A 25,183-nucleotide genomic window follows, 5' to 3' on the forward strand; every position below is an offset into this window, starting at 1 on the left:
AAAGCGGATGCCTCAAAAAAAGAGGATAAGTCTGAAAAACACGAGGAGGATAGGTCGAGGTCTTGAAAATCAATCTTTTGCATCCGACAAATTTATGCCTTTTTTCCTTAGCCTGACGGCTATGGTGATAACACCAACAACGGCATCAAATACGTGCAGAAAAATGCGGGTGCTACGGAGAAAGTAATGGCGGTAATAGCCAATAAATTTATCATGCGGTAAGCATCTCAAACTGGGAGGTGCGTGCTTACTGCCGCCCAAATTTCAACGTCGTTCCGATTCTAAAAACGGTACGTTGGTATTTGAAATCCTGAAATACGGCCACGGCCTCTACCCTAAAAAATGGAAAACCTGGAATCAAACCATCCAGCCCGTAGCCGAGCTCGGTGTAATGGGGAAGGGTAGGCGTAAGCAGGTAATGCACCATGAGGTTTTCTTTCAAACCTGCCAAGCGCACAAAAGGAATGCGGGTCAGCAAAAGGCGACGCGACTCGTTGATGACGTGGGCTTCCAGAAAACGTTCGGAAGTACTGTATCGATAATAATTCAAGGCACGGAACTGCGCAAAAGCATCGCCGTATTGCACGAATGCCTGATTGCCCATAAAGTGCTTGTAATCCATAAAATACACGCTACGATTGTTGAGAAAAGTACCCGCCGAAAAAATATAATGCAGCTCGCTCCGCACGCCCGTCTGCACATCCTGCTTTAGACTCAGCTCTACCAAATCATAATCCACCACGCTGTTGGCAATGTTTGGAATTCCTTTTGAGTATTTCAAAATGACCGACGGGTTTTTGTTATTTAGATAACGTTTGCGGCCGTTGTAAAGGCGGTATTGCTGGCCTGGTCGCCACGTGATTGATAGGTCAAAAGTGAGGGCTTCGTGGGTTTCGAAGCGGTAATTAGATTCTTTGGCGGCAAATTTGTTGCTATATTCTTGATTAAAAGGAGCATTGGGCGAAAAAGCAAATTGATTCCAGCGAATCCACGGGCGGGCGTTTTCGAGGTTGGTTAGCTCGTAGCGACGACCGTATTCTAGATTTCCTTTGATGCTGAAAACGTCGGCCAAGCGGGCGTAGTTGAAAGATAATTTGCCGAAATCCTTTTCGTAAATTTTCATAAAATTATTCTCGAACCACAACGTAGAAGTGGTGTTCACATTAGCGTTGATGGGATTGTCGGCGTTGAATTGAGCAACGTACCGCCCGCCCGTCAACGAAATACCGCGCCGGCGTCCGGCCCAACCCGTGGTCATGATTCCCGAAACGGCCTGTCGGCCGAAGGCATAGCGCACGAGTGGTTTGATGTAATAGGTATTGTCGCGGTTGAATTGCCGTTTGAAATTAAAACTGCTTTCCAGCACGTAGCCGTCGACTGTATTGTAGGTGGCATTTTGGGGTTGAAAAGGCCCTTCATAGTCTAGCACCCATTTCTTGGAAAGCCGAAACGAGCGCCCCGTCAGAATGCTGATAAAGTCTACTTTGGAAGAATCTTTCTTGGCCTTGGTGCTGTCGGCTTTGAATTCGATTTGTTTCACAATCCGCAGACTGTCAGAATGTTTGTAGCTTTTGGTTTCGATTTCGGTGAGCGGAATCGTGCGAATCTCGTTCCAAAATGTATCGCTACGTTTGTTAGCCATCGAGTCAATGATGATAGAATCATTCCGAACTACGTTGAGGTCTTCCTTTTGTTGTTTGCGTTCCTGCCGTTCTTGTTTTTCGTATTCCTTCATGAGCTTGCGCATCTGTTGGGTCGAAACTTCTTTCTGCTGTTTGGCCAACTCGTTGAGTTTCTTGGTGCGCAGGTCTTTTTTCGTTAGGTCGTTGGTGGGTTTTTCAAATTTTTCGTCCAATACCGTCACCGACTCTTTAAAGGCGGGATTGATGATGAGGTTTTTGTAGGTCATCGAAATAATGTACTTGAATTCACCCGAAAAACCCATCATAGAGCCGCCAAACCGAAACTGCAAGTTGGTGGGCATCCAGATCTGTTGTACTGGATTAAAGACCTGCTTGACGTCTACGTCGAGGCTCTGAACCGTGGTTTGGAGGTCGAGGCTGTGAATGGCCCAAGTGTTTTCGATGATATAAATCTTACCTTTAAAAACGCCTTCGCCGTAGGAGCGCGGAATGACTTTGATGCGGTTTACTTCCAAATCTCCTTCTCGAAACGAACCCTCGTATTCAAATTTATAATACCCAAAAGCCTTGGGCGATAACGGCGACACTGCATCGCCGACGGTAGGGTCATAGAAACTAGCCAACACAAAGGCATTGGGGCTAGGCGCGCTGTTGTCCAGACTGTTACGGGTAGAGATAATGCGTTGTTGGTAATTGTTTGGTTGCCTAAAAGTAATTTCATTCACACTTTCATTCAGAATGGGGCGTCCTTCTTCGATGCCTTCTTTTTTGAGTGCTTTTTCGGCAAAAAATGGAATTTGGGTGGCTACTCCCGTCGTTTTGATATAAGCGCGGGCATTGTAAGAACTTACCTGTAGAGCATGAAAACGTGATTTGGCAATGGCCCGCCGCATGATGGTGTAGGCGGGGTCTTCGCTTTTGGAGCCTATTTTTACTTCGTTGATGTTGAGCGCTTGCTCTTCGAGCGTGGCATCAAAGGTTTGAAAATCGGCCGTTACCTCTACGACTTTGAGAATGGTTTTAAACCCTAAATACTGAAATATAATTTCATGCCGCCCGGGTTGTAATGCCAACTCATAACGCCCTTCGGCATTGGCCATTGTTCCCAGATTTGTGCCCTTTACGGCAATGGCGGCATAGGCGAGTGGCTCGCCTTTTGTGGTTTTAACAACGCCTCGAATCCCTCCCGCAAACGCAGAAGTGCCCAATAGTAAAAGCAATAATACTCGGTAAAAAATCATGGCGGGGCGATTAGCGGCGTATAAAATCTTTAGAATAATGATGGGTCATTTTAAACGTATCACTTATCCATTTTGCAGTATATACGGGAAAACGATTCGTTTTGACAAAAACTTCATTAAACTTTTGCTGAAGCCTTTATGAGTTTTGGCAGTAATGTCTTGCGCTTGGGTTAAAACAAATTTAATCGAAAATACCTTTTTTTCAAGAAGGAATTGTATGCTTGCTATCATCCAACGAAAGGCAGGAGGTTTTTGGTATGTCCTGCTTGCTGGGTTATTCCTCAAAAAAACCTTCTTCGTAGGCTTCACAAAAATCAAAATAATCCTGATGTACTTTGGTGGGGTAGGCTTTACAATAGAAAATTAAATCGTGCTGCCATTGGGTCTCTTGCGAAAAAGCAATGAGTTCATCGGCAATCGACGACCCCTGCCGCCCTGCACTGCGCAGGTGTCCAGAGGCGGTCAGCATGGCCATGGTCCGAATCAGGTTTTCCAGGCTTTCCATTTCTCCGTCCCAATATTCAAAGTCAAATTTATCCTGTTCGGGTTGTAATTCTTTCAGAATGTACGATTTGGTGCCGTTGGCAATGGGGTTCAGGAGGGTAGGCAGCACATTGTTTACACGCTTTTGGATTTCCGCAATACGTTGTGCTTCCGTTTCCCAAATGGGTTGTGGCAACTGAATATGTGAACTTAAAATAGAATGTCGTGCTTCTTTGAGGTCGAGCAGATACAATTTTTCGTTGGGACTTTCTACCAACAAAACGTAGCGCTCTAGCCCCAAACTCGCCGTACCCGTGACCCGAATACCTACGTCACAGATGCGTTTAAAGAACGGGTTGGGGTGTTGTTGTTGCCACTCCATTACTATTTGCTCCACCATCGCTTTTTGCTCAGGCAAAATACCCACCACCTTTTCGTGATCAACTTTCAGCTTTCGTTCGCCGTCGACTTTTACAGTGCGCTCTTTAATCAGGTCTTTTCTTCGCCGTTTTTCCAGTTTTTCCATGAATACCTGCAACATTCCCGTGGCCGTACGGCGCTCAATGTCAATGGGTTTTCCACTCAAAAGTGTTTGGATATAACTGTTTAAAAACGCCTTGACTAGCAGGTTACATTCGGCTTCTTCCAAGTCTAGTTCTTCGGCGGCCAAGTGTATACTTACCAGCATCCGGCTCAATTCCCAGGTGGCAGGCACTTGCATGGCTTCATCAAAATCGTTCAAATCAAAATATACCAGCCTATTTTCGGCTTTGTAGGTGCCGAAATTCTGCAAATGCAAATCGCCGCACCCCCATACCCGCGAGGTATCGACGGTCGAAAAGTGCTGCGCAAAATCATGATAAAACAAATGGCCTGTTGCCCGAAAAAAACGATATAAATCTCCAGTCATGCGCTCGTATTTGTGCGCCAACAGCAGCGCATTGCGGCCTGCGTTGTATTGTTTTATTTGTTCTATTGTCGTCATTGTTGTATCTGATTTTATGGATGATTAAGCTGGCAAAGCCTTTGCGTCTCAGCGCCTATTTTTACTTAATATTTCTCGTGTATCTCTGTTAAAATACGCTCCACTTCTCGACGAATTTCGGCGGTTTTAACGATATAATTATTGTTCATCATACTGAATAGCAATATCTTGCCTTTTTTTGTTTTTAAATAACCACTCAGGCAGTAAACATTTGATAAAGAACCTGTTTTGGCAAAAATAAACGGCTCCTTCGATTTGTATTGGTTTTTGATGGTGCCCGCTTTCCCACCTACGGCCATCATCCCAAAGAGCCGCTGTTGGTCAGGCACTTTGTCATAGATTTTTTGTAATAATTTGATAATCGAACGGGGCGTAAATAAATTATAACGCGACAAACCCGAGCCATCTTCCCAAATGGGTTCGTCGGGCAAATCCGTCAGTAGTTGTTGTTTGACGTAGTCAATGCTTTGTTTGCTTTCAAAACCGATGTTGTTGGTATCCAACTGCGAAGCGCACATCAACATGACTTGTTCGGCAAACATATTGTCGCTGACGTGCATCATGCGGCGGTAGAGGGTATCAATCGGTAATCCTTTCAATGTGCGATACGAAATACCGGGACGTAGCTTATGAATTAATCTCACTTCTCTCTTTAGGCTATCGGCCAATAATCGGGCGTTCAATCCTGGCGAAGTTCGGTAAGGTACATCTTCTGTAAATGATTTAGTGGGCCAGCCCGTAGAAAAAAATGAATTATTGAATTCATCGCGCGACAGTTTAAACTCATCAGACCAGCCCGCCGTGCGCAGGCTATCTTTGAAAATTCGCGGACTGACGTTGCTGTTGGTAAAACGTACCACATTGCCATACAATGGAAGTGCAGAGAGTTCGGCCTGATAATAATCGGCGTAATCTCCCCACGACCAGCCTGGGCCGAGCCGCTTACCGATGTAGTTGTGCGGGTAATAAAACAGGTGTCCTCGCCAGTTTTTTAATGCGTCAAAAACCCCGCTCGACGGCATGTCTGGGTGCAGTAGGTTTGGGTCGCCCGTGCCCCAAAAAATCAGAGAGTCGCCTGTCGTGGTGTATCGAAGAGCGGGGATAGAATCGCCCAAAAGGCACAGACCAGCATAAAGGGTAAACAATTTGGTATTGGAAGCGGGGACAAAATAACGGTCAGATTGATACTCGGCTACGGTTTCTTGTTTTTCAAGGTCATAAAGTGCAAATCCCGCATGGTTTTGGCGAAAAATGGGCGAATTAGCCACTAAATCACGCCATTTGCTGCTGGATTGAGGCGTTGCTTCGGCTGTTTTAGGCTGGGAAGAGGCACAACTAATCAGTAAAAAACAACAATAGAAAGTAAAAAGGTAAGCGTGTAAAGTGCGCAACATGATGTTAAGGATTGTGGGTAGTTGGAAGATGAAGTGCTATAAAGGGTTAAATGTTGATAAGGATGGGTCGTGTCGGCGTTTTCGCGCAAGATACTCAAAACTTTTTCGCCAGCTGACCGTTTATACCCATAAGTTCCATTATTTTTGGCTCAAAACCCATTAAAAAAGAATCATTATTTGTTACCCGTTATTTGCAAAGTTCTATTAATCAACGTATAATAACCAATAACAAAAGACAGACAACAGACAACCTAAAATTCTGATGACTTTTCAACCTTATCTGGAAGCAATTTCAAAACAAATTCAACATACTGCTTACGGCGAGGAGCCTGCCGAATTATACGAGCCCATTCGTTACATTATGTCGTTGGGAGGCAAGCGTTTACGGCCTTTATTGACGGTTTTGTCTGCCAATCTTTTTATTGACGATTGGCAGAAAGCCCTCAAACCTGCGATTGCCGTCGAAGTTTTTCACAATTTTACGCTCATGCACGACGACATCATGGACTGTGCGCCGCTGCGGCGGGGCAAGCCTACGGTGCATGAAAAATGGAACGCCAATACCGCTATTTTGTCGGGCGATGTGATGCTGGTCAATGCCTATGAATTGCTGTTGGATGTGGCACCCGCGCAGTTGCCGCGCGTCATTCGTCGCTTCAATCGCACCGCCGCCGAAGTATGCGAAGGCCAACAACTAGACATGAATTTTGAAAAACGTGCCGACGTTTCTCAGGAAGAGTACATCGGTATGATTCGCCTCAAAACCTCGGTTTTGCTGGGCTTTGCGATGGAATTGGGTGGGATGATTGCAGGGGCTGACGAAGCTACTACCCAATTGCTCTACGACGCGGGCGTCAATATGGGACTAGGTTTTCAACTCAAAGATGACTTGTTAGACGTATACGGCGACCCCGAGAAGTTTGGAAAACAGGTGGGCGGTGATATCATTGCCAACAAAAAAACCTTCATGCTCATCGAAGCGCTGCTGCTGGCCGAAGGAAAAACCAAAGAGGATTTGAACTACTGGCTGAGCCTCGAACAGGGTACTTACGACACGTCGGACAAAGTAGCTGCTGTCACCGAAATTTATTCACAACTTGGCCTTGATACCCTCGCCCAAACGATGGCCGATGCGTATTTTTCTAAGGGTTTTGAGGCGTTAGAAAACCTGTCGCTGCCAGTAGACCGAAAAAAACCACTGATTGAGTTTGCGGCGTTTTTGGTGGGGCGGGAGAGTTGACCTGACCTGAAAAGTGACTGCCAAACTTTGTTGAGTAGTGCCTTCGTGAGTTCGAGGAATTGGAGTACTTTAACAAGGCGCCAAACATTAACTTTCGCAATTTCTACTGCTGGTCAAAACCATTGAAGACTCAATGCAATTAATGCCTGTGCACCAACCTACAACCTTGCCAGAGATGATTCAATATAAAATGGTGAAACGCCGACTAAAACAGAAAGATTTAGCGATTTTATTAGAAATATCCGCAGCCCGCCTTTCTGAAATCTTAAGCGGTAAACGGCGAATTACCATCGATGTAGCCAAGAAGTTGTATGAGCGTTTACAAGTAAGCCTGGGCTTTATTTTAAAATAAGCTTAAAATCAACAGGTTACTATTTTAATTCCCTTGGGCTGTGTCTCCACAGCCCTTTTTTATTATTAAGAGCTATGGAGGCAAAGTCCGCGATGATTAAATAACCAAAAAGGTTAAGGCTTCACTAACAAAAACTCCTTCACCAATTCTAGTTGGTCGGTACTTAGAAAATCGGCGCCTGCTTCGCGGAGTTTTTTCCACACGGCAGGGTCTTCGGGGCAAGCCCAGAGGCGGAGTTTTTTTCCTTCGGCGTGTACCTTTTTTACCAATTGACTCAATTTTTGAAACTGCTCTTCGGGCATTTCGCCCTTGCCACGCCACGAAAGATGGTTTGCGTAATTATCACTTACCACAGGCATCAATTGAGCGCTCAGTTTCTTACCCAAATCAGCAGGTCGCCCATCCAAAGACGCCAACCGCTCTTTTGATTTTTTCAACGTTTCAATCGGACGATTACCAGAAATGAACAACGTCACGGCCCCCGCTTTGGGGCTGTTGCCTTTGTAGGAAGTAAGAATGAAACTATAATTTTGAAGCAATTTGTCTAAGGCTTTGTAGGTACTTTCGGCCTCGGTTTTGAAGTCAATCATGAGATACACAGGGCCTTTATAGCCCCCATAAACTTGATTTCCGTTTTGAGCAATCCGCTTAACCAATGGCTTTAAGTATAAATTTTCTAAGGTATGTGCAGGGTTGTTGAAGGTTGGGCGCTCGTGCGCCACAAACAACGTGTCGTTGATTAAATAGACGTCGGCTTCTACACTCGTAAATCCTTGGTCTAGCGCATCCCACAACGGCCGCGATTGCTCGTAATCGTTGTGCGCGTGGGCGTTGGGAAGCGGCACTACGTCAGGGTTTACGGGTGGGGTTTGGAGTTTTGCAATGGGCTGAATCCAAGCCGTTTCGACGTCTCCCGCGCTAAACGGGTTGTATTTTGGTTTACTGGAAATAATTTTAGCCCGCACCATCAAATCATCTTCGGCCAAGGTATAGCTCGCTTCATTTCCTTTGATTTCTTTAAAAATTTCCGTCTTTTCTTTGCCTTTCTTCAATCCAATCCACTGAATGGTATAATTGACATTAGGCTCCGCTTTAATTTTAAAAGAAATACTAGACGGCGTTTGAACAAGCTTCTCTAATTCTACACCCGACGTGGCATAAAACCGCCCTGCTTCCAGCGACTCAATCAGGGAGCGCGGCGACAAATCGGCGGCATTGACCATGACCCAACCACGGCCTGTGTTGCTGTATTCTAAGCCAAAAAACTGATAATTGTGACTGTCGTCGGTGGCCAAACCGTACATCAACGGGCGCCCCTGTTGCACAAAATGCACATTGATTTTATCCCACATCACCTCGGTGCCATCGCGCTTGTCGTCGCCGTAATTATTGACCATTGGGTGGCCATTAAAAACTTCAAAGAAACGCTCGTACCGTAGCTGCATTAGGTCCTGCGCGGTGATAGCATAGTAAAAATTGGGGTGATTAATGTGCGGAAACATGGGTTGCCCCGTTTGGCGGCGCTGCGCCACCACTAAGTCAATATTGTTTTGCATCACCTCCGCCACGCTATTGCCTCGCTGCGGACGAATGAGGTTCTGCACGTTGGTCATGTTGATGTGAATCGGCTTGCTGTCGTAGCTTGTTGAAACTTCTTCACTTTTGATAATGAGAAATTTACCTGGGTCATCAAAAAAATTGCGGTATTCCTGCAAGTTTTTCAGCCGCACTTTCAGGGAATCGTTAGGCCCTTTTTTGTACGTGACCCAATCAGACCCAAACGTACGCAGATAGCGTTCAAAAGTACGCCGACGCTCGGGTACACGCGGAACATTTACCCATTTCTCTCCTTCTTGAAACGTATTATGGTCTGATAACCCGACAAAATTATACCCGTTGGCCTTATACCAATCCATGATCATTTCGGGATAATCATCACCGTCACTCCAGAGCGAGTGCGTGTGCAGATTGCCTTTGTACCAGTTTTGGGCGTAGGCGGAGGAAAGGGAAAGAAGCAGCAAAAAAGAGAAAAATAATCTCATGTTGGGCGAGTGATTTGAGTTCATTAGGATAAGACATCCACCGTGAATTTCTAATACTACCTTCACTTTACCCTAAGAGACTATTTTAGGACCAACAAAGAATCTTAAATTTAGGCTACAACCGAAAATGCCGGTATTGTGCCAATTGACTGTACCTGAGCCACCCTAAAGGGCGCAGGCCTGATAGACAAAATAGGAACTTTAGACTGGTTTATCATTTGTTGTGTATAGGGACTTTCAAAAAAACTTCCGCGTGTTTCATCCCCATCAACCGTAATTATAATCAAGTCGGCCTCAAACTGACGCGATTTGAATAAGACAAGTTCGGCAGCTTCTTCCGTATCTGCCAACTCAATACCAGCCCTAATTCGGTCATATTTCAGTTGAATTTCTAAATTGGAGAGCATATCGGTAAGGGCGTCAGAAAGCTGCGGGGCATCTTCACTATATAGCCCTAAAACCGTTAGTTCTGCCTTATTATGCCTAATCATTTCCTTGGCAAAATCATACTTTTCCAGCGCCGTAGCCACTGGCCGAACGGGAAACAGAATCTTTTTGAATACCGTCCATGCTCGATGATTCGGAACCGTGAGTACTGGACAAGGCGCTGTTTTGACAACATCATATGCCACTGAACCGACAAAATGCGACACTATCCCCGATGTTGCCTGTGTACCCATTACAATCAAATCACTTTCGTGTTCAAACGCTGCCTCAACAATGGCCGTTGACACGTCATTGGAAATGCGACATTCAACCATATAAGCAGTTTGGCTATCAATCACTTCAGTGGCTAACTTTTGTAACCTTTTAAGCTCGGCGGTTTTGATAGATTCCTTGGAGAAATCAATTATTAACCCGTTTTCGGAAATAGAAATGCATTGATATTGCTCTACCACATACAGCAAATGAAGTGAAGCTTTGTGCTGGCGGCTCATTTCCAATGCCAGGGCAAGCGCATTGCGGGAGGTTTCACTGTAATCGACGGGTACTGTTATTTTCTTAATTAGGGTGCTTTCCATGATTAATATATTTAAGGTGGTCAGGTTTGAACTTTGGTGTCTTTCGAGAAACCTTTTAAAACTATTTCTTCCAGAATGACACAACAAAGCTATAGCCCCTACCTTAACGAGGGCTTAATGCAGGATTAGAAGTACATAAGAAAAGCGCTGAAAGTGGCCCAATTTTTAAGCCGACATAACCAACAGTAAGAATTTTTTAGAAATCAAGGCATTTTTTCAAGCGTCGTCACTTGTGTTGAGGTATCGGGCTTGACTTCCTCTTTCTTTTTCTTGCGGAAGTACCTTCTAAGTAGAATATTATGTTGTAATGCCTCCATGTTTTCGTCCAGTTTGGCCGTGCTGCTTTCGAGGTTTTGGATGGTATTTCTTACGTTATTCGCCGTTTTGGGGTCGTGCAAAAGTACCCCGACTGTACTGGTTTTGTCGTTAGCAATCTTACTGGTTGTCTGCCGTAAATCGGCCACCATACCCTTTGCTGAAGTGGAGGTTTCTTTCAAATTTCGCGAGGTTTCTCCCAATGTGCTGACCGTTTGTTTCAAATCACCGTACATCTGTTTGTCGGTCAGCAAGTCATTGACAAAGTTACCCTGCGTGTTCAGATTTTTGGAAAACTGCGCCAACGACACCGTCGTGGCCTTGGCGTTGAGCGTGGCGGCTTCTAATCCCGTGAGGGTTGAATTTAATTTTTGGTATAAATCATCTTTGGTCAACAACTTCCCTACCGAACCTTCTCCGTCTTTGATGCCACGAATCAGTTCTTTAAAATCAGCCGTGATGGCGAGCAGGTTTTTGTTATTTTCCTGCAATGTTTTCAGCATATCTTGTTGAGAATCTTCTTTTAAAACCCTAAACTGATAACCATCCTCTACGATTTCGGCTTCTGGCGAGCCGCCTGAAATCACAATAATGGTGTTACCAATCAAACCGTCGGTGCTGACTTTGACGTTGGCGTCTTTTTTGATAAATTTTTGAGAAGATTCTTCAATGCCAAACGTCACTTTTACTTTGGAGTTTTCAACAAAAGCAACGTGTTTTACGGTTCCGACCTTGACGCCCGAAAACCAAACGTTACTGCCTTTGGTAAGGCCATTTACGTCGTCCAAGATGGCATACGCGTCGATTTTACTCACAAAAGTTTTGCGCAAAGTGCCCACCATAAGAATCCCCGCAACCAGAATCATAATTCCAAGTACCACAAAAATGCCCACTTTTACTTTATAGCTTTCCGACCTTGACGTTGATTTCATATTAATTCTGGAGTTTTGGTTCGATAAAATTGTAATCATAAAAACTACGGATGCGGGGGTCGGGATTGCCGAAAACCTCCTCAAACGTGCCTTGGTACGCAAACTTGCCATCAAACAAAATCGCCACCCTGTCACCCGTTTCTTTGGCGCAGGTTAAATCGTGCGTGATGATGATGGAACTGGTACGGTATTTCTCTTTTACTTGATTCATTAAATCATTGATTTCCTGGCACGTAATGGGGTCGAGTCCCGCGGTTGGCTCATCGTACAGCATAATTTTCGGGTTCATGATGAGCGTACGGGCTATTCCAATCCGCTTGCGCTGCCCACCCGAAAGTTGAGAAGGCATTTGGTCCAACGTTTTTTTCAGGCCTACGGCTTCTATGACCTCATCAACAGCTTTGTCTATTTCTTTGCGGGTCATATTTTTTAGATTTCTGACGAGGGGAAACTCCAAGTTTTCCCGCACCGTCATGCTGTCGTACAACGCGCTGCTCTGAAACGAAAAACCAATCTTCAACCGCAGCTCATTCAGTTCTTTAGCTGTCAAATCAGCAACCGATTGCCCAAATACTTTTACCTGTCCGCGGTCGGGAGTGAGTAGCCCCGCAATGATTTTAATCAACACCGACTTTCCCGTTCCTGATCGCCCCAATACCACTACATTTTCATTTTCATGCACATCCAGATCTACCCCCGACAATACGTGCAGACTCCCGAACGATTTATATAAATTCTTTATCTCAATCGTTTTCTCCATGATTGCGTGCCGATTTAGCGAAACCAATTAGCTACTTGAACAATGAATAATTCTTCAATAAAAATCAGAAACATAGATAATACCACCGATGAATTGGCGGCTTGTCCTACCCCTTGGGTGCCATTAGTGGCATTGAAACCTTTGTAGCACCCAATCATTCCGATGGTAAACCCAAAGGATGTAGCTTTGACCACCGCCGTAATAATGTCCAAGAACACAATGCTGTCGAATCCATGCTCTAGAAAGGCCAGCACGTTGGTTTCTTCGTTGACCGTCACGTTAAGAAAAGCGCCCGCCAACGCCACCAAAGCGCAGTAAAAAGATAAAATAGGAATAGTGATGGTGGCTGCTGCTACACGCGTAACCACCAAAAAACGAATCGGATTGACCGCCGACACTTCCATGGCATCTATTTGTTCGGTCACTTTCATCGAACCCAGCTCCGCGCCAATGCCCGAACCAATCTTTCCTGAACAAATCAGCGACGTAACCAGCGGTGCCAACGCCCGCACGATGGCAATCGTCACCAACGACGGCAACCACGAGGTAGCGCCAAATTCCATCAGTGAAGGGCGCGATTGTTTGGTAAAAACGTATCCCGTAACAAACCCCGTCAAGGAAATCAACGGCAGGGATTTGAGACCGATGGAATAACATTGCCGAACAAATTCGGTAAACTCAAAGCCCCCAGAAAATGCCTCTCTAAAAACCAACTTTACAAACTCGAAGGCGTCATAAAAACCCATTAACCAATCATCAACTTTTTCGGAGAATACATGTTTCGCAGATTCGCTGTTCATCATTGTTAAGTGCGCACGCACTGGTTAATCGTTGTCGCAGTTGGAGCTGTACGAGCCCTCTCGTTAATTTTTTTTTCAATCAATTAGCATCCCAATAACTTATTGGAGATTACCTCTTTTTGCTAAAACCACTTAAACGGGGACGAAAGACGTACAAGTATATGTATGGCAAATTATCAAAAAAAGTATTCCACAGTAAATTGTAGAAAAAAATTCCCATAAGCCTTATACATGGCAAAAAAAAGAATCTATTGCCACAAAATGAGCAACGATAAACAAAAAACAATGCAACTAAGTGCCCATTTGGGGAAACCTTTGCCAACATTCGTCTCTCAAAAAACGAGATCCATTTTTACATAAGGAATATCTCCTTTGAAGAAAGGAGCGCCTTCTTGTTTCATACCGAAACGCTCATAAAATGGTTTAGCGTCGAGCCTTGCATCACACCAAATACGCGTGGCCTGAAGTTCGACGGCGCGTTCAAATACAATTTCTAGCAGGGCACTTCCCAGCCCTTGGCGCTGGAAATCAGGATGAGTAGCAAACTTTCGGAAGCGGGCCACGCGGTAATCATCCACAAAAAGAGAAATCACCGATACAGGCTGATTATCGACAAAATAGCCAAAATGAAGCCCTTTTTCATCTTCGGGGACTTTGACAAAATCAAGGGGTTGGTCGGGCCACAAAACTTGGTGGCGAAGGGGATACGTATCAGCAGCAGTGATGGAGCGAATCATTGTTCGTGTCCCTTTCTTACTACCCGTCCGACGGTTTTAAACCGTCGGACGGATGGGTAGAGGGGATAAAATGCCTTAATTAGGTGTACTAAAAATACCCAGCGGGTCACATTTTTTGGCGAGGAGTTCTTTCATAAAATCATAATCCAGCAGCTCAATATCCAACACTCGGGTCTTGTGTAAATTGTCCCAGGAAGCATCATAATTGCCTTTATGAAATTCCAACACCGATTTTTTGAGGTAAGCCGTAGCAAAGGTGGTATCCAGACGAATGGCTCGATTAAGTATTTGTTCGGCCTCCATCAACTCCCATTTATCGCTGCTTTCTTTAAAGTGTATCAAGTCAACGGTAGCCAAGTCGACCAACATCCCTACATTGGTTGAGTCAAGGTCAACGCCTTTGCGGAGCATACGCTCAGCATCGGTGATGTGGCCCTGTTGGAAACACACCACGCCCAGACCCCAGTAGGTGTCGGCATTTTGTGGATTGAGCAAATAGGCCAGATTAAAACGATAACAGGCCGTATCGAGGTCGCCTTCGTCCAAATATTCCCAGCCACGTGCCGAAAAAAACTCGCTGGCTTCTTTGCGTGTAGGAAAGTTTTGGTCGCAATCGTTCAGAAAATTAATTTCAAATTCAATTTGCTCGCCACTTTTGGCGACTTCTCCAAACAGGGGCAACAGGTGAAGATTTTTCACCATTGTAGCCTCGGAAGCGCCCCCGGTTGCTTTGTTACTGGTATCAGCCGGGCGGCTGCTCGTAACAAACTGCATTGTTTGCGCCTTACTTTCCAGCACAATTAACAATCCGAGTACCAAATAACTGAATGCCTGTATTTTTTTCATCGCTACCAACTCATCAGAACGTCTTATAAAACGATGCTTTCAAAGGGTTATTATGCCAAATTTACTTTTTTCGTCTCTTAAAAGAATTTTTCGCTGACGAGGCTGTTCTTTTTTGCGGATTCGCATTTTTAGGTTTCGAATTTACAACTTTTTTATTTTTCTTTTCATGAAATGCCCCCTTAAAAGTTGGGTCATCTTTGCGTCGCTGCTCGTCCAGCTCACGTAACAAGGCCTGTTGCTCTTCGAAAGGCGTTTCTGGCACCTCCAACGCTTCTGGTAAAGGCTGGCGAGGGATGGGCATTCGGATGATTTTTTCAATTTTAGCAATGTGATAATCATCCGCAATGGTCACAAACGTAATGGCATTCCCTTCCTGATTGGCCCGACCCGTACGCCCAATGCGGTGTACATAATCTTCGTAAATCAGGGGTACATCAAAGTTTACCACGTGACTCACCTGCGTAACATCAATGCCCCGGGCGGCCACATCGGTGGCAATCAAAATCCGAACTTTCCCTTCTTTAAAAGCCTCCATCGCGTTGATTCGCGTGTTTTGGCCTTTGTTGGCGTGAATGACCCGTACTTCATCTTCGGTCACTACCTTTCGTTTCAGAAATTTATAGATGTTTTCGGCATTTTCGCGAGAGCGAACAAAAACCATACCGCGTTCAAAAACTGTGGCATCCTGCACCAAGAATTCGAGCAGGTTAATTTTTGTTCTAAAATTGGGAACTTCATAAATAATCTGGTCAACGCGGGCGGCAGTGGTGGCCTGAGGTGTGACTTCTACACGAATGGGGCCTTCCAAAAAGTTTTCTGAAAGTCGTTCTACTTTTTCGGGAAACGTTGCCGAAAACAGCAAATTCTGACGTTTTCGGGGAATTACTTCCAAAATTCGGTTGATTTGAGGCATGAAGCCCATGTCCATCATCTTGTCGGCTTCGTCCATCACAAGCGTGGTCAACTGTTTCACTACAATCTCGCCGCGTAGGTACAAATCCAAGAAACGCCCCGGCGTAGCCACCACAATATCCACCCCTTTTTGCAGGGCTTCAATTTGGGTTTTTGGGCCCAAGCCGCCATAAATGGCGATGTGCCGCAAGTCGGTATATTTTGCCAATTCGCCCAGAGCGGCGCCTATCTGCATCACCAATTCACGCGTGGGTGCCAGAATCAGTGCCCGGGGGTGCATCCCCTGCGCGTACTTGATACGCATCAATAGCGGCAATACATACGCGGCGGTCTTTCCCGTTCCAGTCTGGGCAATTCCGAGCACATCGTGTCCTTCCAAAACGAGCGGAATGGCCTGTTCCTGAATAGGAGACGGCACCTCATACCCCGCATCAGCAATGGCATTGAGCAGTTGGCGATTGAGGTTAAAATCTTCAAAATTCATCTGAATTCAATAAATCAATGGTTGATTGCGAAGCCCACGCCAAGGGCGGTTTCGGCTCCACTGCTTACGCAAAGTACATGAATTGTACGTAAAGCCCAAGTCTAAGGGTAGCAAATTATCCCGCTGGAAGGTTCATTAGTGCGGTGATTTTCATGAGTTAGAATTAGTAGAGGGCGTCATTAATTACCAGTACAGCCCCGATTCAGGAATAGTAATTGGTAAAAAACATTATTTTTGAGATGTTTTTATCCTTGTTTTGCGGTATTGTTCTGAACATAAAAAGACCTCCTTGTTTTTGAGGTTGTAGTGACTCTCAAAATTACAAGGAGGTTCTTTCTTACCCTAAACTTCGGGATAACACATGTTGGATAAGTTATGCGGACTCATTATTGTCTACTTTCCTAAATCATTCTTTCATGAGTCTCAAAATAGCATCATCTTTCATAAAATAGACAAAGTTCCTGAAAGGGCCGTTCCAATGATTTTCTACCAGTTTCAATCAGGTTCCTAAAACATTTTGTCCCTGTTTGATTTCCCTAAAATGAAGGCTTAACATCATTCTCTACTTCCAACAAAACAAAGTGTGTACGAAAACTTAGGGGGTGGAATAGAGAATTAAATCCTACTCCACCGTCAAATTCCAAGTCACCTCCGCGTGGAAGGGGTTGGTAGGGTCGGGGATATCGCCTTGAAAAGTGAGGACGTGTTTGCCCTTGGGGAGTTTGAAAAGTAGTTGGTAGCCATCTCCCACAATGTATGCCTTTTGGTTGCTGTAATCGCAGTTGGGGTCGGTGTAGTCTTTATCAAGCAACATTTGAAACATCTTGGTCTTTACTCGGTATTTCTTTAAGTCAGGTACCATCTCTACCCCGTCCAATTTGGCCGACAGATTGGTAGCCGCATCCATCCACCCGTCGATGTAGGAATAGACAAAGTTGTCCAATGATTGGCCTTGGGCGGGTTTGGTTGGGTCACATTTGTCGTTCTCAAAATAATACGCAAAAGTGGCCAAGGGTGTAATGAACACATAATGCCCCGCTGGGACTGTAATGGCGCGGGTGGATTTGCCGCCCAAATTGCTTTGTAGGATCATGACGTTGGGAATGGGTTGGTTTTTGACGTCAAAAAGCGCTCCTGTTTCGTCAGAGAGGGGGTTTTGGGCTAAAGGTTTGCTAAACATCCACTTGATGCTTTCCTGAGAGAGTTCTTCGTAGCCATAGTTGCCTACTTTTTCGGTCAGGCTGAGGACTTGCAAAACGTCGGGAGCTACCTCCTCTTTCTGGCAAGAAAAAGTGATGAGACAGAGAACCATAAGGCTCAATAGCGCGGGTAAAAGTGCGTTTTTCATGATTATTTCAAAATATAAAAGTGATGCCTACTCACTGCGCTTTTCGGCTTACTCGCCCTTGCTTTTCGGGGGACCGCAAGGGTAAAAAACGGGCATTTATTTACATTCCGAATACCCAAAATCAAAGGAGTAAGCGGGAGTAGCATTGACTCGGTCTGTAGTGATGCTTATTTTGGTGGGAAAGCCCGCGGAATTATATTCATAGGTTCGCTCGTGGTCAATGGCAGGTACGCCCTGATGACTGGCTTTAAATTTGGCGGGGTTGCCTCCCGCCCCGAAGTTGTTGTAGTCCAATTGCATGTAGTTGGCATAATAGCCTAAGACATTGATGGGCCAGCCTTTGAAAGTATCTTCTAAGGTTTTTTTGCCATCGTAGCCGCTGTATTGACCCAAATACACCTGTTTGCCAGCCTGGTCTTTGATTTCTACTTCTAGGATATTTCCCCTGGTGTCGCGTTTGACGGTGGAGGTTCGGCCTTTGTTGTCGGTCATTTTTGCAATTCGACCATTGGCGTCATTCTCCACTTTGATTTGGTAATCTGCGTAGGCTGGGTCGTTGGGGTCTTGGATGTTGATAGCGCTTACTAACTCATTGGTATAAACGTACTCTTCTTTCAGCCCGTCGGGGTTCTCCAGTCCTACCAACCGACCATTCAGAATCTTAAAGCCGCCGTTTGTATACTTACTGGTCGTGCTGTCATTTTCCAGAAACTCAATGTTCTGGGATTTGATAAAGCCTTCAGCATCGTATTGGTAGTCCCATTTGGCGTTGAACTCCGCTACGCTCCCCGTTATTACTTTACAGGTAGAAGGGGGCGCTACGTCGTTATCGTTACAAGACAAGAGGAGGCTGAGCAACCCCGAAAAAGCTAGGAATTTTGTGAGGATGTCTTCAAAGACGGTTTGTATCAGAATCTGAAGACTTGGGTACGCTTGTTTGATGATGTGGACGGCCTCAATTCCCGATACTTCGGGCAGCACTAAATACGTGGCCTTCATCCCCGAAAAAGCCACGGTTGGTATGGAACTGTTGAAAAAGAAGCTGTTGGAGGAGTATGTTTAGGGGATGGCAAAGCCTACTTTTTAAGTAAACTTGCCTATTTCTGCCTAATCAAAGAAGCACTTTTTGAGTTTGCAAAGTTTTTGTTGAGGGTGGAATAGTTGAGAAGGTTAAAGAAAATTAGGATTCAGGAGGTATAGCTCTTAAAGCTCCGTTTTTACCATCAATTTCTATCAAATCATCAATTTTACTGGAAATTTTAAGATTTGCTATTTTTATTTTTTTATTTGAGCCAAAGAGCTCTATGGTATTTTTAGCCGAATCCCAATTGTTAAACCCAGTCATTATATTCACATTACTTCCATCAATTTCGTATTTAGAAATGATGCCATTTACAAGTACAGCTATAATTTTATCAGATATTCCAGTAATTCGCAAATGTCTGTACTTGATAAGATAAATAAAATCTCCACCATTGCAGCTCATATTTAACTGATTTATTACAGAAGTAAATCCAGCTTGTTCTAAAGTTAAATTTTCATTGTCAATAGTTTGCCCAAAACGTATAAGATAACACTGATTTACATTCTTCGACTGTTCATTTATAATATTAAGTGAGATATGTATTTTCAAATCTTTTACTGTATTTTTAAAAGGAAAAATGAAGACTTTATTGTTAATTTTAATGGGTAAAGATGTTGCCTCTGACAAACTGATATTAGAAGCTGGTAATGATTCAACTGCGGGGGCATGTATTTTTTTTAATAGAATGTATTGCCCTACTTTTGATTCATCAATATCAATTTCATCTTCATATTTCTCTTTATCATCAGAAGTAGAGTAGCCTTGTTTTTGTGCAGAAAGTAAAACTTTACTACTTTGCTTTACTTTAGGAATCTCAATCTTAAACTCACCATTTTTATTTGTTAGTGTTGAAACCCCTTTCACCTCAACTTTTGCATTTTCAATAGATTGGTTTGTACTGGTTGTAATTCTACCAAAAATCCTTTCAACTAAAATTGGAGTTACTGAAACCGCTATTTTTTCAGTCAAATCATATAAAGAATCTGGATATAAAAGCTTAAATTTGTTTGATTCAAGCGTTAATCTTACTTTTGAGTTTCTTAGTTTTGAAGGAATATCCGTTATTGAAACTTCACCATTTGATTCTATTTGTTTGTTTTGACTGAAACTATTCCCCTCAATAGAAAAGTGAATTGTACCTTCGTTTATACTTTCTCCTTTAATAGAGTTAAGATTCAATTTGGTATTGAAAAATACAGGCTTTGATTCTAACGGATTAAAAAAACACACAAATAGAAATACAGCAAGACCGCCAGCTGCTTCAATATTCGCTATTTTTAACTTTAGAAAACCTGTTAAAAATGTGGCTATATAGCCGACCGAAATACCTAAAAGTATTCTAAATAAAAGGCTATTTGTGTCCTTCCAATCTGGAGCGAAAAAACTAATACTGATTAAAAATAGTAGTAATATGATGCATATACCAAACATATATTTGTTAGCATACCTTCCAGATTCTGAGCTTTTTGCATTAGTTTTCATTTTCGAGAAATTTGTTTTGGAGAGTCTAATAATTCGTCTCATTCATACAGGGCAAATAGAAAAAACCTATTTGCCCTGTATATTTTGCTACTTCTGCCAATGAGTCCATGTACTAAATATCAATATTTTGTAAAAACCCCCAAATTTTGTTTTTGAATGTAAAATTTGCCGATACACCTAAACTCCACCCTCCTACATTTATCCTATTTACACCCAAAGAAGGGAATGCTAAAGATGTTTTATTGTACTCAAGGAATGCTCCACCTCCTGATGAGGACAACCTAAAGGAAGCATGATTGAAATCTTCTATTTTAATCATGTCTTTAGTAGAGAAATTTACAGAATTACCTAAATCTGCTGAAAATTCAAATCCAGCACCAATAAATTCTGCACCTACACCCGCTAAAACGAAGTTTCCACCTGCATCATAATCTTCATCTCTACTTGAAATCTGAACCTTTATTAGTTTTCCTCCTATTCCAATCCCTGTGCCAATCCCTGCACCTATTGAGAGTTCTATTTTAATTCTCCAATCTTTTGAACCATCAGGTTTTGGCTCAGGAATTGAAGATATGATTTGAGGAAAGGCAAATTTAATTAGTACACTCCGATTCAATTTTTCTTCATTTCCCATTTTGTCAATTATTGGCTCATAAGAACCTACGCCTATAGTTTCTATAATTTGATTCGGATTAACTCTTAAAGTTGCTGCATCTTCAGTTAAGTAGTCAAAAACTGTTTTTGCCCTTACCTCAGACAAAATTAAGTTATTGGATTCTGGACCTGTTTGAGAAGCATGCCCTTCTATTATTAATTTTGCTCGATTTTCAAGACCAAAAAAAGCAGCTACTTCTTCAAGCAATGTAATATGTGATGGAATTAATGACGAACCGTTAACTGGAAAATTAAAAAGTAAAATCTCACCTATATTCATTATCTCGTTTGCTGCAATATCATCTGGCTCTTCATTTAATAGATGAATTGCGCTCGAATAACGATATTGAATATCAGGGGGTAAAACAAATTTGTCTCCTGCAATTTTGGTATTCATGGGTGTAACTTTGACATTTCCCATAGAGTCGAGTTCAATACTTGTATTGTTTTTAGCAGCAGTATCTGATGTTCTCTCAATTCCTTCAAGTGAAGCAATTGGCTTACTTTCAGTGTTCTCTGTAAATCGTTTAATTTCTTTTTCCTTAATTTCCTTTCCCTGTTCAGGTGAAATTATTTTGTCTTTCACCATATCGTCAATGGATTTTACTCTTTGCTTAAATTCTTCCACCTTGGGATTTTTTGCAATTTCTTGGGTTGTTGCACCTGCTCCCAGATAGGCATTAAAGGCTTTTTCTTTTAATTCTTTTTTCTGCTCACCAGATAAATTCGGGTCGTTTTCTATTGTAGAAAGTGCTTTGTCTAACTTACGCCCCATTTCCTTTTGGATGGCAATTTTTGATGCTTCTTGCATTCCTTGCACTTCCAGTTTCCCTGCCTCCTGTGCAAATGCCTTAGCTGTATCCAAAGAACTTTGTAATGCTTGCATTGCATTTCGCTGATTGCCTTCTAACCCTGTAATATCCTTAAACAAATTATTCTGCCCCAATAATCCAAGCGTACCTGCCAAACCTGTGGGGTCTGGCGCGTTCGGTGCATTTTGGATATTGACGATTGCACTGGGCAATTGTTGTGGTTGCAAATTGCCTGGTTCAGCACGGCGGCTATCGGTATTAATAGGCGTAATAGCCGTAGGGCTATCAGGTATAGGTGATTCTTCCCAACGCCAAAATCTACTTTCATCAATTTTTTCACATGAGTTACATTTACCCATAACGGCTTCCGCAAATACACCTTTTGTTGGGACGCTTACGCTGATAGGTTCAGCGGCGGCTGTCATATAAAACTCTGTGAGTGATTCGTTCAAACCAAATTCAGGGTCAAGATTTAACCCTCTTGCAACAGGTAATACAAGGCTATTGCCTACGATGGTCAACAAATCGTTCTGCACCAACGAAGCTACACTTTTCCCTTCCCCTTTTCCGTTGAGAATAATACCATCTAAGAGCATAAAACGTCTTTCGGGGGTCATGTTCATCCATAGAGCCTTGTGGTAATATTCGAGGTTGTCGTTGAGGTGTGCAATCAGTTTATTAACCACTACCAAATCTTCTTTTCGTGGGTCTTTCAGTTCTTCCATGGTGGGGCCAGCATAAATGATAACCCCATCAGTATTGGTTAGGTCATCGCCCAAGTATTGGTATTGAAATAAATTACCCTTAAAATGTTTGGTTTTGTAGCGCATATAGCCTGAATGGACTGTCAAGAACGAGCCTGTTGGAAGATTACTAAAAATACTTGAACTGATTTTTAAATAATGTATTTTTTCTCGGGCGAAGAAAGGGGCATCATTCCAATTGAGGCGTACATTTAAGATTCCATCTTTGTAATACCGAGACGTGAGTGCGGCATCAATCGGAATAGTTCCAATGGGTTTATTGGTTTCATCTAAAACTACGAACGTTAGATTCGCAATGAACTTGCGGGCTATTTTTTCACCCAATTCACTATGGAAAATATCATCTTTCCGCTCTTGATTTTCAAGATAGTTCCTATAAAATTCTTCCGCAAAATTTGCCCCAAACAAGTTATTGTAGAAACTCCAAGCGGCAGAATCCAAGATGGCTTTTCCACCATCATATTTATCTCTTGGTCTTTGAATAACAAACTGTATTCTCAAGCTGCCAGAAGCTGTTATTATATTTTCTGATGCGAAAGTTCCCGAAGGGAAACCAGTGTCTTTCCATTCGTGCAAAACCCTGTCTCCTGAATCAAAGCCCGAAGTTAGTCTTCTGTCAATCAGGGCTGCCTGTAAAGTTTCTCGCCAACGGAGGGCTTTTTTTAAGTCAAACTGAGACATTAATAGTGGTACAAATAGAACTTCTCGGGCATCAGCAAACCGCTGACGAATCTTGAAATGGCGTAATACTTCGTAATACTGAATAGTGATGGCATGACAATGGTTGTAATTGGCGACACTTTCGGAAGATACTTCAAAGCGTTCTCCTTGCGAAACCGTTTGGATGACAGTTGAACGCATACTCCGAACAGCACTGGCAGATTGAGTGATTCTGTCTCTCAGTTTTTGTTGGTCAGAGGCAGAGGTCTGACGCAGACTATTTTGCCAAGCTGTTGAGTTTGCTTTACTTGCTCCTCCTGCTACACCAAACAAAACACCTGCAAATCCCCCAATTCCACCGCCGATTGCCTTCGTAGAAGCGCTTGACCCACCGCTTACATTTTCTTGAACTATTCCTTTTGTAATTTCTAAAATGTCTCTATCTCTCGAAAGCGAGTTGTATAGGTTTTCCTCAAAATCAATAGTTTGCATATTCGATGCTGATTCACGGCGTTCCCAGTCGTACACGACTATTTGTTTTTTCTGGCCTGGTGCTAAAGGAAGGCTATACAATAAATCGCCGAGTGAGTATCCGTCTGCTATCCATTCTGATTTATATTGTAACAAATGCCCATGGGCTATTTCTACGGCTTGGTAGATGGTGGGTTCATCATCCCAATCTATTGAATGAATGGCGTCTAATTCTACTCGGCTACTCAACGACTGTGTTCTTTGCGCTGCTGGATTGAGTGCGCGTTCTATTATGGCTGATTCGTTTTGAGCAAAAAGTTTTGATACGTTATCTTTTGAAAGTGTCTTTTCTTCTTTTAAGAAGTTTCGCAAAACTTCCTTTTTAATTTTTATGTGTTTTAGTGGTTCTACATAATCATCTTCTGTGTTGGCGGTTCGTCTTGCTCTATTTATAGTTGTGTTTATATTAGGCACAAGTTGACTTTTTACTGCTCTAACAGGTGAAACTTTTATATTGATTGTTAGGTTTTTTAAAGCTTCTATGAGCTCCGGGCTGATAAAAATTAAATCTTTCAAAACTTCATCTAATGTAATTTCGTCCTCCTCTTTTAATATGTAGCCCTTAATTTCTGGTTGAGAAGTGCGAACAAGGCTATAAAAAGAAAACTCCTCCAAGGCTTTTTTCTCTTGAAACTCGTTTGCGTGACAACCACAATCTGTGGTAGCTTCTTTGGTGATTATGTTATCTTTTAATTCTGCAATGAGAATAATTCTATGAGAAAAAAATGACACTTCTTTGTCAACCTCTTGCCCATTTACATCTTTTTCTTTTATTGTTTTCTTTTCTAATTTTATTGAAATAGGGTTTTCTACTAACTCTAATCCTATTAATGCAACAGCTTCTGTAAAATATTCATCAGGGTAATCAATAAAAAAGTACCCTTGGGCTTCTGTTCTTACTGATGTAAGGGGTATGAGATTTTCAATATCTCCTCGCTTCACAGAGATAATAATTTGAATATCCTCCATATTATGGATGCCTTTTTTATCCACAAGGCGACCATAAACAAAAACTGGTTTTCGTTCTTGAAGAGCCGTAGTGGAGTCAGTATCTGGTTTATTTATGACAAACTCAATCTGTTGTTTTTGTCCATCAATACTTTTTAGAATAAAGTTTTTTTGAGCTATAATCTTCCCAGCTGAATCTCTAACTAAAACAAGTATTTCTTGGTCTGCCAATGCTGTACCAAAATCAATTTCTTGTGCAGTCTCTTGATTTGGCATTATGGATAGATTATATTCCTTTATTTCAATTTTGGTAACATCACCTGTTTTGACAAGATAGGAAACTTGGAAGATAATACCTGCTTTATCAGCATCACCAACATTTCTGAAGATAAAAGTCGCTTTCATTTTACTTCGTTTAATTGTTGAATATTAAAAAATCAAATCAACATTATCCCTACGATTGCTATCACGATAGCAATGAGTGAGACAATCAGCCAAACAAGTGCCATGTATTCTTTTTTTGACCTCATTGTGCCAACTGATTTTATTGGAACAAATTTAGGCGAAAAAAGAAGGTTACTCCATTGTATGTCGTCAAGTGAAAGTGGACAGAAGCCGCTAAAAAGGAAGAGAGGTTTTAGGCGGTCGAAACATGCTGACAAATATAATTTTTCCTGCGGCTTAACATCGTCACGTTTTTAATTTTTTTGCG

The 25,183-nt window shown here is 42.8% G+C and carries 17 protein-coding genes; 2 read left to right on the forward strand and 15 right to left on the reverse strand.

The window, feature by feature from the left end; all coding sequences use genetic code 11:
• Nucleotides 1-247: 247 nt before the first annotated feature.
• The 3 genes from DVG78_RS29275 to DVG78_RS29290 all read right to left on the reverse strand — a co-directional run bounded on the left by DVG78_RS29275 (nucleotide 248) and on the right by DVG78_RS29290 (nucleotide 5,746).
• The gene (locus DVG78_RS29275) at nucleotides 248-2,884 is read right to left on the reverse strand and encodes a DUF5686 and carboxypeptidase regulatory-like domain-containing protein (protein ID WP_114464560.1); all 2,637 of its coding nucleotides are present in this window, start codon (nucleotides 2,882-2,884) and stop codon (nucleotides 248-250) included.
• Nucleotides 2,885-3,158: 274 nt separating this feature from the next.
• Nucleotides 3,159-4,352 carry a DUF2252 domain-containing protein gene (locus tag DVG78_RS29285; RefSeq protein WP_114464562.1) on the reverse strand — a complete coding sequence of 398 codons (1,194 nt, stop codon included), beginning with the start codon at nucleotides 4,350-4,352 and terminating at the stop codon, nucleotides 3,159-3,161.
• Nucleotides 4,353-4,417: 65 nt separating this feature from the next.
• A complete protein-coding gene (locus tag DVG78_RS29290) occupies nucleotides 4,418-5,746 on the reverse strand; it encodes a D-alanyl-D-alanine carboxypeptidase/D-alanyl-D-alanine-endopeptidase (protein WP_114464563.1) in 1,329 nt (442 codons plus the stop codon).
• Nucleotides 5,747-6,008: 262 nt separating this feature from the next.
• Between DVG78_RS29290 and DVG78_RS29295 the strand changes: the two genes are divergently transcribed.
• Both DVG78_RS29295 and DVG78_RS29300 read left to right on the forward strand, forming a co-directional pair.
• Nucleotides 6,009-6,986, forward strand: a complete 978-nt coding sequence (locus DVG78_RS29295) for a polyprenyl synthetase family protein (protein ID WP_114464564.1) — start codon at nucleotides 6,009-6,011, stop codon at nucleotides 6,984-6,986.
• A 133-nt stretch (nucleotides 6,987-7,119) separates the two neighbouring features.
• Nucleotides 7,120-7,338 carry a helix-turn-helix domain-containing protein gene (locus DVG78_RS29300; protein ID WP_114464565.1) on the forward strand — a complete coding sequence of 73 codons (219 nt, stop codon included), beginning with the start codon at nucleotides 7,120-7,122 and terminating at the stop codon, nucleotides 7,336-7,338.
• Between the two features lie 113 nt (nucleotides 7,339-7,451).
• On the opposite strand, the gene DVG78_RS29305 is transcribed toward DVG78_RS29300, so the two are convergent.
• The 12 genes from DVG78_RS29305 to DVG78_RS29365 form a co-directional block, all read right to left on the reverse strand.
• On the reverse strand, nucleotides 7,452-9,380 hold the full coding sequence (locus tag DVG78_RS29305; RefSeq protein ID WP_114464575.1) for a histidinol-phosphatase: 1,929 nt from the start codon (nucleotides 9,378-9,380) through the stop codon (nucleotides 7,452-7,454).
• Between the two features lie 110 nt (nucleotides 9,381-9,490).
• Nucleotides 9,491-10,402, reverse strand: coding sequence for a universal stress protein (locus DVG78_RS29310; protein ID WP_114464566.1), 912 nt, complete (start codon nucleotides 10,400-10,402; stop codon nucleotides 9,491-9,493).
• 203 nt (nucleotides 10,403-10,605) lie between these two features.
• Nucleotides 10,606-11,649 (reverse strand): MlaD family protein, encoded by a 1,044-nt coding sequence (locus DVG78_RS29315; RefSeq protein WP_114464567.1) that lies wholly within the window; start codon nucleotides 11,647-11,649, stop codon nucleotides 10,606-10,608.
• Between the two features lies 1 nt (nucleotide 11,650).
• Complete coding sequence (locus DVG78_RS29320; protein WP_199563316.1) at nucleotides 11,651-12,409, reverse strand: ABC transporter ATP-binding protein; 759 nt, start codon at nucleotides 12,407-12,409, stop codon at nucleotides 11,651-11,653.
• Between the two features lie 14 nt (nucleotides 12,410-12,423).
• Complete coding sequence (locus tag DVG78_RS29325; RefSeq protein ID WP_114067032.1) at nucleotides 12,424-13,209, reverse strand: MlaE family ABC transporter permease; 786 nt, start codon at nucleotides 13,207-13,209, stop codon at nucleotides 12,424-12,426.
• 332 nt (nucleotides 13,210-13,541) lie between these two features.
• Complete coding sequence (locus DVG78_RS29330; protein WP_114464568.1) at nucleotides 13,542-13,946, reverse strand: GNAT family N-acetyltransferase; 405 nt, start codon at nucleotides 13,944-13,946, stop codon at nucleotides 13,542-13,544.
• Nucleotides 13,947-14,021: 75 nt separating this feature from the next.
• The gene (locus tag DVG78_RS29335; protein ID WP_114464569.1) at nucleotides 14,022-14,792 is read right to left on the reverse strand and encodes a tetratricopeptide repeat protein; all 771 of its coding nucleotides are present in this window, start codon (nucleotides 14,790-14,792) and stop codon (nucleotides 14,022-14,024) included.
• 61 nt (nucleotides 14,793-14,853) lie between these two features.
• Nucleotides 14,854-16,188, reverse strand: coding sequence for a DEAD/DEAH box helicase (locus DVG78_RS29340; protein ID WP_114464570.1), 1,335 nt, complete (start codon nucleotides 16,186-16,188; stop codon nucleotides 14,854-14,856).
• A gap of 622 nt (nucleotides 16,189-16,810) precedes the next feature.
• Nucleotides 16,811-17,536: a hypothetical protein gene (locus DVG78_RS29345; protein WP_114464571.1), complete on the reverse strand. Its 726-nt coding sequence runs from the start codon at nucleotides 17,534-17,536 to the stop codon at nucleotides 16,811-16,813.
• A gap of 96 nt (nucleotides 17,537-17,632) precedes the next feature.
• Nucleotides 17,633-18,550, reverse strand: a complete 918-nt coding sequence (locus DVG78_RS29350) for a response regulator (RefSeq protein WP_158550144.1) — start codon at nucleotides 18,548-18,550, stop codon at nucleotides 17,633-17,635.
• 166 nt (nucleotides 18,551-18,716) lie between these two features.
• A complete protein-coding gene (locus tag DVG78_RS29360; RefSeq protein ID WP_147277206.1) occupies nucleotides 18,717-20,102 on the reverse strand; it encodes a CS1-pili formation C-terminal domain-containing protein in 1,386 nt (461 codons plus the stop codon).
• A gap of 112 nt (nucleotides 20,103-20,214) precedes the next feature.
• Nucleotides 20,215-24,876 (reverse strand): OmpA family protein, encoded by a 4,662-nt coding sequence (locus DVG78_RS29365; protein ID WP_114464574.1) that lies wholly within the window; start codon nucleotides 24,874-24,876, stop codon nucleotides 20,215-20,217.
• Nucleotides 24,877-25,183: the final 307 nt, after the last annotated feature.

This window comes from Runella aurantiaca, from assembly GCF_003339505.1.
In the GTDB taxonomy this organism is placed as follows: Bacteria; Bacteroidota; Bacteroidia; order Cytophagales; family Spirosomataceae; genus Runella; species Runella aurantiaca.

Bases quoted from the DNA above. Each gene is read 5' to 3' on its own strand.
- DVG78_RS29275 (WP_114464560.1), bottom strand. From the start codon at position 2,884: ATGATTTTTTACCGAGTATTATTGCTTTTACTATTGGGCACTTCTGCG.
- DVG78_RS29285 (WP_114464562.1), bottom strand. From the start codon at position 4,352: ATGACGACAATAGAACAAATAAAACAATACAACGCAGGCCGCAATGCG.
- DVG78_RS29290 (WP_114464563.1), bottom strand. From the start codon at position 5,746: ATGTTGCGCACTTTACACGCTTACCTTTTTACTTTCTATTGTTGTTTT.
- DVG78_RS29295 (WP_114464564.1), top strand. From the start codon at position 6,009: ATGACTTTTCAACCTTATCTGGAAGCAATTTCAAAACAAATTCAACAT.
- DVG78_RS29300 (WP_114464565.1), top strand. From the start codon at position 7,120: ATGCAATTAATGCCTGTGCACCAACCTACAACCTTGCCAGAGATGATT.
- DVG78_RS29305 (WP_114464575.1), bottom strand. From the start codon at position 9,380: ATGAGATTATTTTTCTCTTTTTTGCTGCTTCTTTCCCTTTCCTCCGCC.
- DVG78_RS29310 (WP_114464566.1), bottom strand. From the start codon at position 10,402: ATGGAAAGCACCCTAATTAAGAAAATAACAGTACCCGTCGATTACAGT.
- DVG78_RS29315 (WP_114464567.1), bottom strand. From the start codon at position 11,649: ATGAAATCAACGTCAAGGTCGGAAAGCTATAAAGTAAAAGTGGGCATT.
- DVG78_RS29320 (WP_199563316.1), bottom strand. From the start codon at position 12,409: ATGGAGAAAACGATTGAGATAAAGAATTTATATAAATCGTTCGGGAGT.
- DVG78_RS29325 (WP_114067032.1), bottom strand. From the start codon at position 13,209: ATGAACAGCGAATCTGCGAAACATGTATTCTCCGAAAAAGTTGATGAT.
- DVG78_RS29330 (WP_114464568.1), bottom strand. From the start codon at position 13,946: ATGATTCGCTCCATCACTGCTGCTGATACGTATCCCCTTCGCCACCAA.
- DVG78_RS29335 (WP_114464569.1), bottom strand. From the start codon at position 14,792: ATGAAAAAAATACAGGCATTCAGTTATTTGGTACTCGGATTGTTAATT.
- DVG78_RS29340 (WP_114464570.1), bottom strand. From the start codon at position 16,188: ATGAATTTTGAAGATTTTAACCTCAATCGCCAACTGCTCAATGCCATT.
- DVG78_RS29345 (WP_114464571.1), bottom strand. From the start codon at position 17,536: ATGAAAAACGCACTTTTACCCGCGCTATTGAGCCTTATGGTTCTCTGT.
- DVG78_RS29360 (WP_147277206.1), bottom strand. From the start codon at position 20,102: ATGAAAACTAATGCAAAAAGCTCAGAATCTGGAAGGTATGCTAACAAA.
- DVG78_RS29365 (WP_114464574.1), bottom strand. From the start codon at position 24,876: ATGAAAGCGACTTTTATCTTCAGAAATGTTGGTGATGCTGATAAAGCA.